We start from the raw sequence: 17,317 nt of genomic DNA, 5'->3' as shown, positions 1-17,317 counted from the left end.
AACGACTTAGATCCGGCTGCCAAAACCCTTATTCTACCATGCAGCCGCGCAGCGACCAGTAGCGTAATGTGATGTCGGACCCACCTTCGAATCGCACCCGTGCCGGATGGTCAGGAAAATAGCGGCTGCTCATCACCCCTTCGCCATGATTGATGAAAATTTCAACGCTGGAGCTGTCACACAGGACGCGTAAATGATGAACGTCGCCCCGCCAGTAACGGGTCAATGTTTCCCCGGTTTTCAGGCTGGCGCGTTCCAGACGCAACCCGCTGTCCTCGACAATAAGGCGCAACGCACCGGCGAAATCCACGGTTACTGAAGATGAGGTGAGCTCGAACTCAAGGCGCGTCGCATCAAGAGCCGGGGCATCGCTGGCGTTACCCTGCCAGCGACATTCCTCTTCACGCAGTGCGTGCAGTTCGCGCACCGGCGTCTGCCACAGTTTGCCGTCACGGAAGTGTAATTCTCGCGGGCAGGTCATCTGATGGATCCACCCCTGCGCCCGTGTGGGCTGAAGCATCTCTTCTCCGTCCGGCACGCCCATCCAGCCGATCAGGATCCGCCGTCCGTCTTCCGCCACCGTGGTTTGGGGAGCGTAGAACTCGAAACCGGCGTCCAGCTCGTCCAACTCGCCATGTTCAAACGAAGCGCGGGTATGGTCGAACGCCCCGCTCATCCACGTGGCCGGATAAGTATTGAGATAGCGATGCGGTTCGCGCGCCAGCCCCTGCGGACAGCAGATCAGTACGTGTGTCCCGTCGAGGGCAAACAGGTCCGGGCACTCCCACATGTATCCCGCCTCGGTCAGGCCGTTCACGCCATGACCGGCAATCTCTCCGCAAGACGCCCAGTGGTGCAAATCGGCAGATGTGAACAGCAGCACCTTGCCGCGTTTTTGCAGATCCTGCGCCCCCAGTACCATGAACCACACCCCGTCGTGCTGCCACACTTTCGGGTCACGCACATGGCCGGTGTAGCCTTCCGGCAGCGCAAGGACCGGACCGAGTTTTTTGAATGTACCGTCGGGCTGTTGCGTGGCAAGGCACTGCCAGGCGGTGCGGCTGCCATCATCAAATTTCACGTTGCCGGTATAACACAACGTCAGGACACCGTTGTTATCGACGGCGCTGCCGGAATAGCAGCCGTTGCGGTCATACTCCTCATCGGGCATCAGCGCCATCGGTTCGTGCTGCCAGTGCACCAGGTCTGCGGAACTCCAGTGGCCCCAGCACTTATAGCGATGGTCGCAATCCAGCGGGTTCCACTGATAGAACAGGTGGTAACGCCCGGCAAACCAGATAAACCCGTTAGGATCGTTCATCAGTCCCGTCACCGGTGCCGGATGCCATTGCGGATAATGGCTGTCGGCGTACGCACGCGGCAGGCCTTTCATGACGGCCTGCAGGATTGCAGGCCAGCGGGAAGGTAACGTCATTATTCAGAATCCGTTTTATATTTCAGCAGCAGCGAGACGGTAAACGCCACGCCGAAGGCAATCACCATGCCGATAATATAGTTGAGCAGCGAGCTTGCCTGCACGATCGCCATGCCCGGGATGGCAGTCAGCCCGACGGCGGTCATATAAACATGTACCGAGACCACCCACGCCCCGCCTGCCGCACCGCCAATCAGCGCGGCGATAAACGGTTTCACGAAACGCAGGTTGATACCAAATATTGCCGCTTCGGTAATGCCCAGCATGGCCGAAAACGCAGACGGTAACGTAATGGCTTTAATTTTCGCGTCTTTGGTTTTAAACCAGACCGCCAGACAGGCTCCCCCCTGCGCCACGTTGGCCATCGCCCAGATAGGCAGCAGGAAGTTAACGCCAATCGACGGATTCCCCAGTAACCCGGCTTCAATGGCATGGAAACTGTGGTGAATACCGGTGATCACGATAACCGAGTAAAGCCCGCCAAATAACAGCCCGGCCAGCCAGCCCGCATGGGCGATCAGGGTGCTCAGAACAAAGGAGATGCCATCCCCTAACGCACGCCCGGCCGGGCCAATGATCAGCAAGGCAATAAAGCCGGAGAGAATAACGGTGAGGAACGGCGTCAGGATCAGATCTAACGCATCCGGAATAATACGGCGCAGGTTTTTCTCCACGATACTCATAAACCAGACGGCCAGCAGCACCGGGAACACCGTTCCCTGATAGCCAATCATGGCAATCTCAAGGCCGAAGAAGTTCATGGTGTGGAAGCCAGACGCCACGCCCCAGGCGTTTGTCAGCGCCGGGTGCGTCAGAATGCCGCCGAGGGTCGCCCCCAGATAAGGGTTACCGCCAAATTCACGCGCGGCCGTGAAGCCAATCAGGATCGGCAGAATGATAAACGCCGCTGAGCTGCACATATCCAGCATGATATAGAGCGCGTTATCGGCATTGACCCAGCCGTAGGTTTTGACCATCCCGAGCAGGCCCATCAGTAAACCGGAGGCCACAATCGCTGGAATGATCGGCACAAAGATGTTTGAGAGCAGTCGGGCAATGCGCTGGAACGGGTTCAGCTTGCGTGCCGCCATGTCGGCCGCTTCGGACTTGCTGGATTCGGTAATCCCTGCCGCCTGGATAAACGCGGCGTAGACCTTGTTAACCACCCCCGTACCAAAAATCACCTGCATCTGCCCGGCGTTGCGAAAACAGCCTTTAACGCCGTCAACCTTGCCGATGGCCTGCTGATCGGCAAGCGTGTCGTCGACCAGCACCAGTCGAAGACGCGTTGCGCAGTGCGCCGCACTGGCGATGTTCTCTTTGCCACCGAGCAGCGGAATGAGCGCGCGGGCGATATTATCAAAATCCATAGATACCTCTGCCTGACTGTATTTTTATGATGTGAAAAACGCCCCCGCAGTGCGGGAGCGTAAAAGGTTAAAACCAGGTTTCCATCTGTACCCCAAAGTTCCATTCCCCGCCGGCGTTGAAACCGCTGCTGCCAAAGGCATCATCGCTGGCGTAATTATCCAGTTTGCTGCTCCAGTCCATCCAGGTGGCGAACAGACGCAACTCAGGACGGCTGAAGAAATCGCCGATCTTGCCCGCTTTTAACGTTGGGGCAAAGGTCAGCTTGTAGAAACTTCCGTTGACGGCGTTTCGGTCTTTATACCCTTCCGGATTTAAATCCATGTACTGATAGCTGCCCTCAAACGCCAGGGCGAAATTCTGCGTGACCTCTTTAATCAGGCGGGTATTGAGCGTGACCCACTCATAGCTGTCGCCTTTTACATAGCGGTCTTTACTGCTCTGGGCCAGAACGGCAGGCGCGATATGCCAGCCACCACCAAGAGGCGTGACACCGTAACTTGCAAAGCGCCAGGTATCGGCTTCAGAGAGCAATGCGCCATCGGAACCGATGCTCTTCACCTCTGCCCCCAGCCCGTGGCCGTATAGCAGCGCCGTTTTGGCTGAGCCTTCACGCAGGCCGTAGAAACTTTCATTGTGCAATCCGACCAGGGCATGAACGCCATTGTTGGCGGCGTCGGTTTTTATCAGATCGCCATTGCTGTCTTTGCGGTCGTCGTTGTCTTTTGCCCGCAGGCCGCTCACCATCAGCTGGAATGGCCCGGCGAAGTGGTTCATGCTCAGGATGTAGTTTTGAACGTTATTGTCGATTTGCTCTTCGCTGCCGAAGTTACGCCCGTAAAGAGAGAAGTTGCTGCGCAGCAATTCATTCCATTTCACGTCATACACGCCACCACCGGTACCGGCCAGGAACACCACATCGGAATCCAGCCAGTGAATATCAAAGTTATCCCGGTCGAAGCGTTTACCGGCCCAGAAGGTACTGCCCTTCAGCGCGCCGGTAAAATCAGGCAGATTGCCCAGTTCAGCAAACGCCTGACGAATATTGAGATCGCTGGTGTCAGCGGACCAGTCGTTATAGGTTTTCTGACCATCCGCCAGCATGGCCTTGAAGCGCGTGGTCGCCCCGTTATCCAGGGTCTGTTTGTGTTCCACGTTCAGCTCAACGTAGGTATCGGCTTCATTCCCCAGACGCCCGACCGCACCACCGGTTTCCCCGGCTGGCGTCAGATAAGGGCCGCTTTTGCTGCTCGACGCCGCATCGTTCATCAGCAGGCCAGAACGGGCATAGCCATGAAACTCAAACCCACTGCTCTGATCGGCTTTCTTCTCCAGTGCGGCGGTACGCTGCGCCACTTGCTGGGTTGTTGTTTGCGCCTGCTGCTGGGCAGTCACCAACTGCTGCGTTTTTTGTTCTGCGTCGGTGGCGCGTTTCTCCGCAACCTGCGCGCGGGTTTCCGCAGCCTGAAGACGCTGCTCCAGAGCAGCAAGACGCGCTTCGATACTCGTCATATCCGTTTGGGCAAAAACAGAGGTACTCCCGGCCAGCATGCCTATCATCACGGCAAGTCTGCGTTTTTTATACATTTTGTCGCATCCCTAAAAGAAGTCATTGAAAGTGCTAAATTGCTAAACCGGTTTAGGTTGATGATACTAAACCTGCCAATTTTGGATCGGCAATCTTTTTTGCTAAACCGATTTAGTAAGTGTGATCGAGGCGACAATTCAGGCCGTCGACAGACGGCCCGTTGCGGGAGGAATTACAGTTGCGGGTGATAAGGCAGCGCGGTCATCGCCCCTTTAGCCGTGGTGGCTAACGCGCCGCAGCGCTGGGCTAATGCGATCACGCGTGGAAGATCGTGGCTGTCGATACTCCCAGCGGAAGCCAGTCCATAAAGCAGTCCCGCCACGAAGGCATCACCTGCGCCGGTGGTGTCCACGCATTCAACGGGGGTTGCCGGATAATGCTTCATCGTTCCGTCATGCCAGGCGATGACCCCATCTTTGCCCTGAGTGACCAGCACCAGCCGGGCCGGACAGCGGCGCATCAGCGCGGCCAGCCCTTCCGTGACCCCAAGGTCGGCGGTTAAAAAAGCCAGTTCTTCGACGGAGAGTTTGACGACGTCAGCGCATTGCAGCGCCTGTTCGAGGCAGCGGCGCAGGTCGTCCTCATCCGGCCAGAGATCCGGGCGGATATTGGGGTCGAAACTGACATAACCCCCCGCTTCCCTGACCGCGTTCATGGCCTGAAACGTTGCAGAACGGCTCGGTTCAGCGCTCAGGGCAATGGAACAAACATGCAGCCACTCTCCTGCGCTAAAGGGCGGCAGGTCGGCTGATGCCAGAAACAGATCGGCGCTCGGGCGAACCATAAAGGTGAAAGAGCGTTCGCCCTGTTCGTCCAGATCCACGACCACGGTTGACGTGCGGTGTGCCGGGTCGAGGCGCATCCACTTTACGTCAACCTGCTCGTCAGCCAGCGTTTTATGCATAAAGCGACCGAAAGGATCGTCGCCGACCCTGCCGATAAAGGCGCTTTTCCCGCCCAGACGGGCAATACCGACCGCCACGTTCGCCGGCGCGCCGCCGGGGCATTGCAGCAACCGGCCTTCTCCCTCCGGTAATAAATCCACTACCGCATCGCCAAGTACCCAGATTTTTTGCATGTGATCCTCTTAGCTAAACAATATTAAACCGTTTTAGCTATTTAAGCACAGGCAGGACGACGGGGAAATAATACGGAAGGAAAATTGGCTTAACGCACCAGGTGTGGCCAGCTAATATCGCCTACGCCATTCAGCGCTGGACGGGCAAACAGAAAGCCCTGAAAACGTCGGATCCCGGCAGATTCAAGCCAGCACCACTCTTCCAGCTTCTCGATGCCTTCCGCCACCAGGGTAATTTCAAGGTCGGTGCAGCAGCTGACTATCGAGCGCACAATCGCCTGTTTTGGCCCGCTGAGATGAATATTGCTGACAATTTCGCGGTCAATTTTAATTTTATCCGGCTGGAATCGGGTCAGCAGTGAAAGCCCGGCGTAACCGGAACCGAAATCATCGATCGCTAGGCCAATACCTTCAGCACGCAGATGTTTAATGGCGCTATTGAACTTGTTGAACCCGGAAATCATCTCGTTTTCGGTCACTTCAATGACCACCTGCTCCGGCTGAAGCCCATGTTGTTTAATCTGTTCAACCAGAAACTCCACGGCGCCAGGCACTTTCACCAGCGACATCGGGAGAAGATTCACCGCGATTTTATGGCTCCCGATCCCCAGTTTGTCGGCCAGCGCAAAAGCCCAGGCCTTGGTCTGGAGATCGACTTCATAGATTTTGTCCTGATCGAGGCGGCTGAAAAAATGCTCCGGGCTTCCCCCGTCATTACCGCGGATAAGGGCCTCAAGTGAACTGATTTTCCCTTCCAGCGGTTCGACGATGGGCAGGAGGGCGAACTGGCAGGTTTGTCTGTCCAGCAGACCCAGACTCTCGCCAAACGGCGATTTCTCACGCGAGAGCGTCCATTTCTCCGGGGCAAAACGCGCCCCCGACGGGGCCGGTCGTTTGCCGGTAATAAACGTCTGAATAAATTTAAACACCCGATCATCAGATGTCAGATAACTGTCCAGTTTGCTGTAGTGCAGTACCGACTGCAGAACGTCTTTCGGCGACTGGTTCTGCAGGTCAAACAGCAGCATACCGACATTCTCAAAACGTCTGCGGGGGCCGTAATCCCGCATAAGCTCAACCACGCCGCTGTGCCGCTTATCCTCACGGATCTTCTGAAACAACCTAACCACACTCTCTTCCGAGCCTTCGAGGAGTTGCAGGACATCATCTCCTTTTGAAAGAAGAACGCCGGTAATATTCAACCCGGCATTGCGCGTCCTGGCCTGTTCAACCAGCGCCTGGAGTTCGGCGGATCGGCAGGATAAATTCAACTGGCTGCGGTAAATAAGAGTAGTCAGCACAAAAACGTGTTCCGATAAGAGGTATGCGTTGGACATTACTGTTTAACATACTTCATCTGCGCGACCTAACAGATTAACCCCTTGCGGGAAAGGCTACTTTTTCTCATCCCCGATGCGTCTGTCAATTCTCTCCTGCATGTAGGCATAAAACGGGTTCGCCGTCACCCGCATTAACGCGTCTTTGCCTACGCTCAGCACGGAGGTTTCCCCCCACAGCGCAATCGTGCCGAGGCTAATGCCATACCGGTTTTTCTCCGCAGGATGTCGGCCATAGAGATCGTCATCAGGCGGGAACGGCACGGCGACATGCGACAGTGAATAGACCTCCTGCGGCCAGGACATCGCCAGCGGTACCGCGGTCTCATCGGTGCGTCCCGCAGGGGTTATTTTCGCCACCACGGCGAAACTGTCCGCGCTGGCATTGGTAATAATCGTGACACCGTAACGCCTTTTCGCCACAGGCAGTAACTCAGAGGTCGCCGCCCACGACGACGGTTTAAAGAGAGGACGGAAGCTGGCGGCCTGATTGATATCAAATACAACCAGCTCGCTGCCGTTCGCCGGAAGCTGGTCAAATAACCCGGTGACCACGGCGCGGGTGCTGACCGTTGAATCCATCACTGACTGAAATGCGAGTACCGGCGGCAGCTGGTCCAGTCTGTGCTCCCGGGTATCCCGCCCCATTTGCTCCTGCAGGGCCTGGGTCAAGAGCCATGACTGGCGCGCCGCATTGACCGGGAAGGAGTTGTATTTATACGGGTTATATTCCGGCGAGATGTTTAACCATGCCGCTTTGGCAAACGGCGGTAACATCGCCGGCAATCCGGCCAATCCTGCAAACCGGGCGAACGCCGTGACGCCAATCATTGGCGAGAGCAGAATGAGCTGTTGCGGTTTGCGAAGCGCAGGCGTGTCCAGCGCATCAAGGGCATATTTCATCGCCAGCGCCCCACCGTTGGAGTAACCCACCAGATGCAGGGGAACATTGTCTCCCGCCAGCCGCGTGGCTTCACGCACGGCAAGGCGCGTCGCTGCCAGCCACCTCTCCCAGTCAACGTCCGTCAGCGCGCCGGGCGCGGTGCCGTGTCCGGGCAGGCGTGGGACCACCGCCACAAAACCGTGCTGCTGATAATCACGGGCAAGATGCCGGATGCTGTAAGGCGAATCTGTTAGCCCGTGCAGCAACACCACCGCGCCGCGTGGCGTTCCGGCGGGCATCAGCACAAAGGAGCGGTTAGCATCGGGTGAAAATTTACCGGGCCAAACCAGGCTCTGACGGTAGTAGCGGTTTAACGGCGTGCGTTCCTCACCCTGGGTTTTGCGCGTTACCGCGTTATCCAGATCGGTGAAAATGGCGTTTTCCCGGGCGACATACTGGGCAAAACTCGCCTTATCGATCTCGCGTACGGACATCTCATTTGCCCGCCAGGTATGCCAGAGATGCAGTTCCGGCCCCTGCTGCGAGAGATAAACCCGAACCGCGAGCAGGACGATCAGTACCACTCCTGCGATCATCGCCATTTTCTTTGCGAGCGCCATCAGGCGCACGCTGATACGCCAGGGCAAGCTCGCCATGCCGGGATCCCTTTCATATTTACGTTGTCTCTATCTTATCAAAAATGTGAAGACGCTGACGTATTCACGAAATTCATACCTCCCCGCTCAGCCAGTGCACCAAAAGTGAACTACGCTGCACAAATGTTGATCATTGGTTAACTAAATATTGCATGAAGTTTGCAGCACAGCGGCGTCCCGTCGCTCTGTGGACATGGCACGCGTCATGCATTGTTAATCAAATAACACAAACCTGATGACTGACAGCCTGTTAACAGCGAGGCGGTATGACGACGAAACCCGAGGTGTTGAGCCGTATTGAAGCCACTTTCAGCCAGCTGACCCCCAGCGAGAAGCGGGTGGCGAGCTGGCTGCTGGCGCATGCCGCACAGATCCCGTTTGAAACGGCTGAAAGCGTGGGTCTGGCGACCGGCACCAGCGGCATTACCGTGGGACGCTTTCTGCGAAAACTCGGCTATCGCAATCTGGAAGATGCCAAAAAGAGCCTGCGCGACCCGCATCAGCCCTGGGGTATGAACGAGCGGCTGGACTCCTGGCAGCAGCAGTCCCCTCTGCCCAACCGCCTTCAGCACTCTCTGTCGCTGGAGGTGGATGCCATCACTCAGGTTTATCAGTTGGCGCACACCGACGCATTTCGCCAGGTGGTTCATCAGCTTGCCCACGCGGATGCGGTTTTTGTGCTGGGGATCCAGTCGACACGTGGGATAGCCAACGCCTTCTTCAGTCATCTTGAGTACCTTCGCCCGCGCGTCAGCTACGCCGAAGGCGCGTCCGGCAGTTGGGTTGAATCCCTGAACTCCGGTTTCGCCCACCCCTACGTGGTGCTGACCGATACCCGCACCTATTCCACCATTGCGCGGCAGTACTGTCGGGTCGCGAGCGAAAAAGGTATTTCGCTGGCCCTGATCACCGATATCTGGTGCCCGTGGGCGCGGGATTACCCGCTTGATTTACTGCAGGTGAAAACCGAAACCGGCCATTTCTGGGATTCGCTGGCACCTGTGAGCTGTCTGTTCAACCTGCTGCTGTCAGGTGTCGTGGAAGCGCTGGGTGATGCCCTTCCACAGCGGCTGGCGGTAAACCGGCAATTACAACAAGAGTTTGGTCAATTCGAACGTTAAAGGAGCGGAGCTATGCCCCCAGAGAGTGAACTGATTGATGTGGCGAAGACCTTCCCTGCGCTGCATATCGATCTGAAATACGCCACAGCCGACAACATCACGGGCCGTCCGATTTATCAGGAGGCGCTGTGCCTGCTGCATACCGATGCGGCCACCGCGCTGGCGAAAGCCATCAGCATCGCCGCACTGGCCGGGCTGAAGCTGGTGGTCTACGACGCTTATCGCCCGCAGGAAGCGCAGGCTCAGTTGTGGGATGCCTGCCCGAACCCGGAATACGTGGTTGATGTGGCGATTGGTTCCAACCACAGCCGCGGGACGGCCATCGACGTTACGCTGATGGACGAACAGAACACCGTGCTGGATATGGGGGCCGGTTTTGACGAAATGCACGACCGCTCGCATGCCTGGCACCCGTCCGTGCCGCCGCACGCGCAGCGCAATCGCCTGCTGCTTAACGCCATCATGTCCGGTGGCGGCTTTGTGGGGATCAGCAGCGAATGGTGGCACTTCGAGCTGCCGAACGCGGCCAGCTATCCCCTGCTTGACGATCGTTTTGCCTGTTTCCCGTTGACGCACACCCCTCTTTAAAACTGGAGCACTGCCATGAAAACAACGCTTCTTACTACCCTGATCGCCGCCTCGCTGGCACTCAGCGCCCCGGTTGCGCTGGCTGCCGTCCCGAAAGATATGCTGGTGATCGGGAAAGCGGCCGACCCGCAAACGCTCGACCCGGCGGTGACCATTGATAACAACGACTGGACGGTGACCTACCCCGCCTATCAGCGTCTGGTGAAGTACAAGCCAGGCTCCACCGAGGTGGAGGGCGACCTGTCAACGGGCTGGAAAGCGTCAGAGGATCAGAAAGAGTGGACCTTTACCCTTACCGATAACGCAAAATTCGCCGATGGCACGCCGGTTACTGCCGAGGCGGTAAAACTCTCCTTTGAACGTCTGCTGAAGCTTAGCCAGGGGCCGTCTGAAGCGTTCCCGAAAGATCTCAAAATTGATGCGGTCGATCCGCACACGGTGAAATTCACCCTCAGCCAGCCGTTTGCCCCGTTCCTCTACACCCTGGCCAACGACGGTGCGTCGATCGTTAACCCGGCGGTGTTAAAGGCGAACGCTGCCGATGATGCACGCGGCTATTTAGCGCAAAACACCGCCGGGTCCGGGCCTTTCATGCTGAAAAGCTGGCAGAAAGGTCAGCAGCTGGTGCTCGTTCCGAACCCACACTGGGCGGGTGAGAAGCCGCACTTCAAGCGCGTTTCGGTGAAAATTATTGGTGAAAGCGCTTCACGCCGCCTGCAGCTTTCCCGTGGCGATCTGGATATCGCCGATTCACTGCCCGTCGATCAGCTTTCAGCCCTTAAGCAAGAAGGCAAAGTGGCGGTGGCGGAATATCCGTCCCTGCGCGTGACCTATCTTTATCTGAATAACAGCAAAGCCCCGCTCAATCAGGTGGATTTACGTCGGGCCGTCTCCTGGGCAACGGATTATCAGGGGATGGTGAAAGGCATCCTGAGCGGCAATGGTAAACAGATGCGCGGCCCGATACCGGACGGCATGTGGGGGTTTGACGCCACGGCAATGCAGTACAGCTTTGACGAGGCCAAAGCCAAAGCCGCGCTGGAGAAAGTCAAAGACAAGCCGACAAGCCTGACATTCCTCTATTCAGACAACGACCCCAACTGGGAGCCGATCGCCCTGTCCACGCAGGCGAGCCTCGGCAAGATCGGCATCAACGTGAAGCTGGAAAAACTGGCTAACGCCACCATGCGCGATCGTGTCGGGAAAGGTGACTATGACATCGCCATTGGCAACTGGAGCCCGGACTTTGCCGACCCGTACATGTTCATGAACTACTGGTTTGAGTCGGACAAAAAAGGGTTGCCGGGTAACCGCTCGTTTTACGAGAACAAAGAGGTCGACGCCCTGCTGAAGGCGGCCCTGAAAACCACCGATCAGGCGGAGCGTACCCACGATTACCAGCAGGCGCAGAAGGTGGTGATCGACGAGGCGGCCTACGTGTATCTGTTCCAGAAGAACTACCAGCTGGCGATGAACAAAGAGGTGAAAGGCTTCACCTTTAATCCAATGCTGGAGCAGGTCTTTAACATTGCCACCATGAGTAAATAACGGTTCTCGCCGGGGGAAAGTGTATGACGTTCTGGAGCATTGTGCGCCAGCGCTGCTGGGGGTTAATCCTGGTGGTGGCCGGTGTCTGTATCATCACCTTTATTATTTCACACCTGATCCCCGGCGATCCGGCCCGCCTGCTGGCCGGAGACCGCGCCAGCGACGACATTGTGCAAGGCATCCGCCAGCAGCTGGGGCTGGATCAACCGCTGTATATCCAGTTTGGTCGCTATGTGGATGCCCTGGCCCATGGCGATTTAGGCACCTCCATCCGCACCGGGCGACCGGTTGCGGAAGATTTGAAGGCCTTTTTCCCGGCCACCCTGGAGCTGGCTTTTTGTTCCCTGCTGCTGGCGCTGGTTATCGGCGTGCCGCTGGGGATTTTATCGGCGGTCTACCGCGACCGCTGGCTGGATCATCTGGTGCGGTTAATGGCGATGACGGGCATTTCAACGCCCGCATTCTGGCTTGGGTTGGGGGTGATTGTCCTCTTCTACGGGCATCTGCAACTTCTGCCGGGCGGCGGAAGGCTTGACGACTGGCTCGATCCACCGACGCGCGTTACTGGCTTTTATCTGGTGGATGCGCTGCTGGAAGGCAACGGGGAGGTCTTTTTCAATGCCCTGCAGCATCTGATTTTACCTTCAATGACGCTGGCATTTGTTCATCTTGGCATTGTAGCGCGTCAGGTCCGCTCGGCCATGCTGGAGCAGCTCAGTGAAGATTACATACGAACCGCACGCGCCAGCGGATTGCCCGGCTGGTACATCGTGCTGCGCTATGCCCTGCCCAATGCGATGATCCCGTCGATTACCGTGCTTGGACTGGCACTGGGCGATCTGCTGTATGGCGCAGTCCTCACTGAAACCGTCTTTGCCTGGCCGGGAATGGGCGCCTGGGTCGTCACCTCTATTCAGGCGCTCGATTTCCCTGCCGTCATGGGCTTCGCGGTAGTGGTCTCACTGGCCTATGTGCTGGTTAATCTGGTGGTCGATCTGCTCTATCTGTGGGTTGACCCGCGAATCGGGCGCGGAGGTGCCGAATGATGTTGACTCAGGAAACGCCCGTCCCGATTAAAACAGCGAAAGCAGGCATCAACTGGGCAAAACTGTTCTGGATGCTGCGTAAAAGCCCCCTCACGCTGATTGGCGCCGCGATCATGATCCTGATGCTCCTGCTGATGGTGACATCACCGTGGATTGTGCCGCATGACCCCAATGCGCTGGATTTGACCGCGCGTCTGCAGGCTCCGTCTGCCGAACACTGGTTTGGCACCGATGAGGTTGGCCGCGATCTGTTCAGCCGGGTGCTCGCCGGCAGCCAGCAGTCGATCAGCGCGGGGCTGGCCGTCGTGGTGATTGCGGGTGGTATTGGCTCGCTGCTGGGCTGTTTGTCTGGCGTGCTGGGCGGGCGCGGCGACGCCATTATTATGCGCATTATGGACGTGATGCTCTCCATTCCCTCGCTGGTGCTGACCATGGCGCTGGCGGCGGCGCTGGGGCCGAGCCTGTTTAACGCAATGCTCGCCATCGCGATTGTACGTATTCCGTTTTACGTGCGTCTGGCACGCGGGCAAACCCTTGTCGTGCGCCAGTTTACCTATGTTCAGGCGGCCCGCACCTTCGGCGCATCACGCTGGCATTTAATCAGCTGGCATATTCTGCGCAACGCCCTGCCGCCGCTGATTGTGCAGGCTTCGCTGGATATTGGCAGCGCCATTCTGATGGCCGCCACGCTGGGCTTTATCGGTCTGGGCGCACAGCAACCCACCGCCGAATGGGGCGCGATGGTTGCCGTAGGGCGCAACTATGTACTTGACCAGTGGTGGTATTGCGCTTTTCCTGGCGCGGCCATTTTGATTACCGCCGTGGGCTTTAATCTTTTTGGTGACGGCATCCGCGACCTGCTGGATCCGAAATCAGGAGGGAAACAGTCATGACCGACTCTGTTTTAACCATCGAGGATTTACATCTGAGTTTCCCGATATACCGCGGTGAGGTTCATGCGCTGAACCACGTCTCGCTGGAGATTAAACGGGGTGAGATTGTCGGCGTAGTGGGCGAGTCGGGGTCGGGGAAGTCGGTTACCGCCATGCTCGCCATGCGCCTGTTGCCGGAAGGCAGCTACCGAATTCATCACGGTCAGGTGACATTGCTGGGAGAAGATGTTCTGACCGCATCGGAAAAACAGCTTCGCCAGTGGCGCGGGGCAAAAGTGGCGATGATTTTTCAGGAGCCCATGACCGCCCTGAACCCAACGCGGCGGATTGGTAAGCAAATGGTGGAGGTGATCCGCCAGCATCAGCCGCTCGACCGTCGCGCGGCGCAGCAAAAAGCGATTGCCCTGCTGGAGGAGATGCAAATCCCGGACGCAAAAGCGGTGATGGCGCGTTATCCGTTTGAACTGTCCGGCGGCATGCGTCAGCGAGTGATGATCGCCCTTGCCTTCTCCTGCGAGCCTGAACTTATCATCGCCGACGAGCCGACCACGGCGCTGGATGTGACCGTGCAGCTGCAGGTACTGCGTCTGCTGAAGCACAAGGCGCGGGCCAGCGGAACCTCGGTGCTGTTTATCAGCCACGATATGGCCGTGGTTTCCCAGCTCTGTGACCGGATGTATGTGATGTACGCGGGAAGCGTAATTGAGAGCGGTGCCACGCAAACGCTGATCCACCATCCCGTTCATCCCTACTCCATCGGCCTGTTGCAATGTGCACCTGAAAACGGTGCGCCGCGCGAGTTGCTTCCGGCCATTCCCGGCACGGTTCCTAATCTCAGCCAGCTTCCACAAGGCTGCGCGTTCCGCGAGCGCTGCTTTGCCGCCGGGACGAAATGCAGTGAGGCACCGCGCTTGCTTCCTAATGGTGCAGAGGGCCAGATGGCTGCCTGCTGGTACCCGCAACGGGAGAAACACCATGTCTGACATTTTGCTTGAACTGGATAGCGTGCATGTCAACTTTCCCGCGCGCAAAAACTGGCTGGGCCGCGTCACGGAACAGGTGCATGCCCTCAATGGGCTGGACCTGCAGATCCGTCGCGGCGAAACGCTGGGCATTGTTGGGGAATCCGGCTGCGGGAAAAGCACGCTGGCACAGCTATTGATGGGCATGCTCAGGCCCAGCACCGGCGACTATCAGCGGACGCATCACGCGGGCGGCATGCAGATGGTTTTTCAGGACCCGCTCTCGTCCCTCGACCCGCGTTTACCGGTGTGGCGCATCATCACCGAGCCGGTGTGGGTGCAAAAACGCAGCAGTGAACGCGAACGGCGCCAGCTTGCAGAGACGCTGGCGATGCAGGTGGGTATTCGTGCGGAATATCTTGACCGGCTACCGCATGCCTTTTCAGGCGGGCAGCGCCAGCGCATTGCTATCGCCCGGGCGCTGTCGTCCAATCCAGACATCATCGTGCTCGACGAACCCACCAGCGCGCTGGATATTTCCGTGCAGGCGCAAATCCTCAACCTGCTGGTAAAACTGCAGCAGGAACGGAACCTCACCTATGTGTTGATCTCACATAACGTTTCGGTGGTCAGACACATGAGCGATCGTGTGGCGGTGATGTATTTGGGCCAGATCGTGGAACTGGGAACCACCGATCAGGTCCTTGTCAGGCCGCGCCATCCCTACACCCGGCTGCTGCTTGATTCCGTTCCCAGAACCGGTGAACCGCTGGATGAAAACCTGGCGCTGCGTAAAACAGAGCTTCCTGGCAATCGCCACCTACCCACCGGCTGTTATTTCCGGGACCGCTGTCCGCAGGCAGCGCAAGGGTGCGAGCGATCGCAGCCGCTACAGCCTTCAGTTGAGGGCTGTAGCGTGCGCTGCTGGCGCAATCTGAGCTAATAGCCACGCAGGGTGGCGCTGTTTCACGTTTAAATTTGCGCCATTCCACCGTCGACAAACAGTTCGGTGGCGTTGATAAAGCTTGCTGCATCTGAGGCCAGAAACGCCACCGCTTTCCCCACTTCCCCCGGCGCGCCTAAGCGTCCCAGCGGCACCTGGGCGGCCAGCGCGTCATACAGCCCTGACGATGTTCTTCCGGCACCAGGTCACCCAGCCCTGGGGTTTTGATGGGCCCCGGGCTCACCACGTTGACGCGAATACCGCGCCCCTGCAAATCCAGCGCCCACGAACGGGCAAAGTTGCGCACGGCGGCTTTACTGGCGCTGTATACGCTAAAGTTTGCGGTTCCTTTAATGGACACCGTGGATCCGGTCAGAATGATCGACGATCCAGCAGATAACAGCGGTAACGCTTTTTGCACGGTGAACAGTACACCGCGAACGTTGGTTGCAAAGATGCGATCAAACTGCTCTTCAGTGATAGCGCCTAACGGCAGCATGTCGCCACCCCCCGCATTGGCGAACAGAATATCCAGACGCCCTTCGTCTTTTGCAATCTGTGCATAGACTTTATCGAGGTCGGAAAGTTGAGAGACGTCCGCACGGATGCCGACCGCCGCGGTGGCAATTTGTGCAACGGCTGCGTCCAGCTCTGCCTGACGACGTCCGGTGATATAAACCTTCGCGCCCTGGGCCGCCAGTTCCTGCGCGGTGGCGAGACCGATACCTGTGCTACCGCCCGTAACCAGGGCAATTTTACCTGCGAGAGATGTATTCATGTTATTCACCTTTAATCATGTTTTCAGGATGCCTGCAAAAACGGTTGAAGAGGTTTTCGCTTGCGTTGAATAAACTCTATCGGTTGCAGGATTAATGAAAAACGGGCAAAAATGAAAATCACTATTCACAGGTGGAAATAATCCGGAGTACGAATGGACCAGCTCATGGCAATGCGCGCATTTACGCGGGTGGTGGAAACCGGAAGTTTTACGCGTGCGGCTGATTCTCTGAATATGCCTATCGCCACCCTGAGCAAGCTGGTGAAATCGCTCGAAGCGCGCCTGGAGATCCGGCTTTTACACCGCACAACACGACGGGTAGTCACCACACCGGAGGGTGCCGGGTACTATGAAAAAGCGCTCAGGGTGCTGATTGATATTGAAGATATCGATACGTCGTTTCGCGTTTCTCGCGCGACGCCGAAAGGCCATCTGCGCGTGGATGTGGGCGGTTCTACCGCGCGCGACGTGCTGATCCCCCTGCTCCCGGATTTTATGCAGCGTTACCCGGAAATACGCATCGACCTTGGCGTGGCCGACCGGCCCGTGGATTTGATCAGCGGTAACGTTGACTGCGTGATCCGCGGCGGCCCTCTGGACGACTCCTCCCTTATTGCCCGTCATCTGGGCGACGCTGAAATGGTCACCTGCGCGACGTCCGATTATTTAAAACATCATGGCGTACCGGCCTATCCGCGGGAACTGTGCAATGGCCATAAGCTGATTAGCTACCTTTCTCCCGTCACCGGTCGGGCCTTTCCGTTTCGCTTCAGGGAAAAGGGAGAAAAGCTGGAGATAAGCATTCCGCACTTCCTTGGGGTCAATGAAAGCAACGCGCATCTGGCGGCGGCGGTGGCAGGTTTAGGTATTATTCAGACATTTCAGTATTCGACAAAAAGGCATTTACAGGCGGGGACGTTAACTGAAATTCTTAGCGACTGGCGACCTGACGCTTATCCGTTTCATGTGGTTTATCCGCAGAACCGGCATCTGACACATCGACTGAGAGTGTTTATCGCCTGGCTGGCAGAGGTGTTTCCTGCCGCGCTGAAGGGATAGCCGGAGCAAAGTACGGATAAACTTTATAATCCAT

General features: G+C 57.4%; 14 protein-coding genes and 1 pseudogene. 8 read left to right on the top strand and 7 right to left on the bottom strand.

Annotated features, from left to right (window positions below):
- Positions 1-28: 28 nt before the first annotated feature.
- From HV157_RS01375 to HV157_RS01350, 6 genes are all read right to left on the bottom strand, one after another.
- Positions 29-1,435: a sucrose-6-phosphate hydrolase gene (locus HV157_RS01375; protein WP_182268597.1), complete on the bottom strand. Its 1,407-nt coding sequence runs from the start codon at positions 1,433-1,435 to the stop codon at positions 29-31.
- Complete coding sequence (locus tag HV157_RS01370; protein WP_182268598.1) at positions 1,435-2,805, bottom strand: sucrose-specific PTS transporter subunit IIBC; 1,371 nt, start codon at positions 2,803-2,805, stop codon at positions 1,435-1,437. Before HV157_RS01370 ends, HV157_RS01375 begins: the two co-directional genes overlap by 1 nt.
- A gap of 67 nt (positions 2,806-2,872) precedes the next feature.
- Complete coding sequence (locus tag HV157_RS01365) at positions 2,873-4,390, bottom strand: carbohydrate porin (RefSeq protein ID WP_182268599.1); 1,518 nt, start codon at positions 4,388-4,390, stop codon at positions 2,873-2,875.
- Positions 4,391-4,563: 173 nt separating this feature from the next.
- Complete coding sequence (locus tag HV157_RS01360; RefSeq protein ID WP_151887476.1) at positions 4,564-5,469, bottom strand: aminoimidazole riboside kinase; 906 nt, start codon at positions 5,467-5,469, stop codon at positions 4,564-4,566.
- 89 nt (positions 5,470-5,558) lie between these two features.
- Positions 5,559-6,770 carry a diguanylate phosphodiesterase gene (locus tag HV157_RS01355; RefSeq protein ID WP_182268600.1) on the bottom strand — a complete coding sequence of 404 codons (1,212 nt, stop codon included), beginning with the start codon at positions 6,768-6,770 and terminating at the stop codon, positions 5,559-5,561.
- A 93-nt stretch (positions 6,771-6,863) separates the two neighbouring features.
- Positions 6,864-8,345, bottom strand: coding sequence for an alpha/beta hydrolase (locus tag HV157_RS01350; RefSeq protein WP_182268601.1), 1,482 nt, complete (start codon positions 8,343-8,345; stop codon positions 6,864-6,866).
- Between the two features lie 266 nt (positions 8,346-8,611).
- Between HV157_RS01350 and HV157_RS01345 the strand changes: the two genes are divergently transcribed.
- The 7 genes from HV157_RS01345 to HV157_RS01315 are packed head-to-tail and all read left to right on the top strand — an operon-like array spanning position 8,612 to position 15,446.
- Positions 8,612-9,466: a MurR/RpiR family transcriptional regulator gene (locus HV157_RS01345; protein ID WP_025204147.1), complete on the top strand. Its 855-nt coding sequence runs from the start codon at positions 8,612-8,614 to the stop codon at positions 9,464-9,466.
- 12 nt (positions 9,467-9,478) lie between these two features.
- Complete coding sequence (gene ddpX, locus HV157_RS01340; RefSeq protein ID WP_014170160.1) at positions 9,479-10,054, top strand: D-alanyl-D-alanine dipeptidase; 576 nt, start codon at positions 9,479-9,481, stop codon at positions 10,052-10,054.
- A 15-nt stretch (positions 10,055-10,069) separates the two neighbouring features.
- Complete coding sequence (locus HV157_RS01335) at positions 10,070-11,602, top strand: ABC transporter substrate-binding protein (protein ID WP_025204146.1); 1,533 nt, start codon at positions 10,070-10,072, stop codon at positions 11,600-11,602.
- A gap of 23 nt (positions 11,603-11,625) precedes the next feature.
- Positions 11,626-12,648 carry an ABC transporter permease gene (locus HV157_RS01330; protein WP_014170162.1) on the top strand — a complete coding sequence of 341 codons (1,023 nt, stop codon included), beginning with the start codon at positions 11,626-11,628 and terminating at the stop codon, positions 12,646-12,648.
- On the top strand, positions 12,645-13,541 hold the full coding sequence (gene ddpC, locus HV157_RS01325; RefSeq protein WP_181216536.1) for a D,D-dipeptide ABC transporter permease: 897 nt from the start codon (positions 12,645-12,647) through the stop codon (positions 13,539-13,541). Before HV157_RS01330 ends, ddpC begins: the two co-directional genes overlap by 4 nt.
- Positions 13,538-14,524, top strand: coding sequence for an ABC transporter ATP-binding protein (locus HV157_RS01320; RefSeq protein ID WP_047744694.1), 987 nt, complete (start codon positions 13,538-13,540; stop codon positions 14,522-14,524). The genes ddpC and HV157_RS01320 overlap by 4 nt, the downstream gene beginning before the upstream one ends.
- Positions 14,517-15,446 carry an ABC transporter ATP-binding protein gene (locus tag HV157_RS01315; protein WP_182268602.1) on the top strand — a complete coding sequence of 310 codons (930 nt, stop codon included), beginning with the start codon at positions 14,517-14,519 and terminating at the stop codon, positions 15,444-15,446. The genes HV157_RS01320 and HV157_RS01315 overlap by 8 nt, the downstream gene beginning before the upstream one ends.
- A 29-nt stretch (positions 15,447-15,475) precedes the next feature.
- Here the strand turns inward: HV157_RS01315 and HV157_RS01310 are convergent.
- Positions 15,476-16,224 (bottom strand): annotated as a pseudogene (locus HV157_RS01310) (SDR family oxidoreductase).
- Between the two features lie 153 nt (positions 16,225-16,377).
- On the opposite strand from HV157_RS01310, the gene HV157_RS01305 reads away from it, so the two are divergent.
- Entirely contained in the window at positions 16,378-17,283 is a 906-nt protein-coding gene (locus HV157_RS01305) for a LysR family transcriptional regulator (protein ID WP_182268603.1), read from the top strand.
- Positions 17,284-17,317: the final 34 nt, after the last annotated feature.

Origin of the sequence: Enterobacter sp. RHBSTW-00318, assembly GCF_014101375.1 — a bacterium.
GTDB lineage: Bacteria > Pseudomonadota > Gammaproteobacteria > Enterobacterales > Enterobacteriaceae > Enterobacter > Enterobacter ludwigii.
This window is presented reverse-complemented; position numbering and strand designations above follow the sequence as displayed.

Bases quoted from the DNA above. Each gene is read 5' to 3' on its own strand.
- HV157_RS01375 (WP_182268597.1), bottom strand. From the start codon at position 1,435: ATGACGTTACCTTCCCGCTGGCCTGCAATCCTGCAGGCCGTCATGAAA.
- HV157_RS01370 (WP_182268598.1), bottom strand. From the start codon at position 2,805: ATGGATTTTGATAATATCGCCCGCGCGCTCATTCCGCTGCTCGGTGGC.
- HV157_RS01365 (WP_182268599.1), bottom strand. From the start codon at position 4,390: ATGTATAAAAAACGCAGACTTGCCGTGATGATAGGCATGCTGGCCGGG.
- HV157_RS01360 (WP_151887476.1), bottom strand. From the start codon at position 5,469: ATGCAAAAAATCTGGGTACTTGGCGATGCGGTAGTGGATTTATTACCG.
- HV157_RS01350 (WP_182268601.1), bottom strand. From the start codon at position 8,345: ATGGCGAGCTTGCCCTGGCGTATCAGCGTGCGCCTGATGGCGCTCGCA.
- HV157_RS01345 (WP_025204147.1), top strand. From the start codon at position 8,612: ATGACGACGAAACCCGAGGTGTTGAGCCGTATTGAAGCCACTTTCAGC.
- ddpX (WP_014170160.1), top strand. From the start codon at position 9,479: ATGCCCCCAGAGAGTGAACTGATTGATGTGGCGAAGACCTTCCCTGCG.
- HV157_RS01335 (WP_025204146.1), top strand. From the start codon at position 10,070: ATGAAAACAACGCTTCTTACTACCCTGATCGCCGCCTCGCTGGCACTC.
- HV157_RS01330 (WP_014170162.1), top strand. From the start codon at position 11,626: ATGACGTTCTGGAGCATTGTGCGCCAGCGCTGCTGGGGGTTAATCCTG.
- ddpC (WP_181216536.1), top strand. From the start codon at position 12,645: ATGATGTTGACTCAGGAAACGCCCGTCCCGATTAAAACAGCGAAAGCA.
- HV157_RS01320 (WP_047744694.1), top strand. From the start codon at position 13,538: ATGACCGACTCTGTTTTAACCATCGAGGATTTACATCTGAGTTTCCCG.
- HV157_RS01315 (WP_182268602.1), top strand. From the start codon at position 14,517: ATGTCTGACATTTTGCTTGAACTGGATAGCGTGCATGTCAACTTTCCC.
- HV157_RS01305 (WP_182268603.1), top strand. From the start codon at position 16,378: ATGGACCAGCTCATGGCAATGCGCGCATTTACGCGGGTGGTGGAAACC.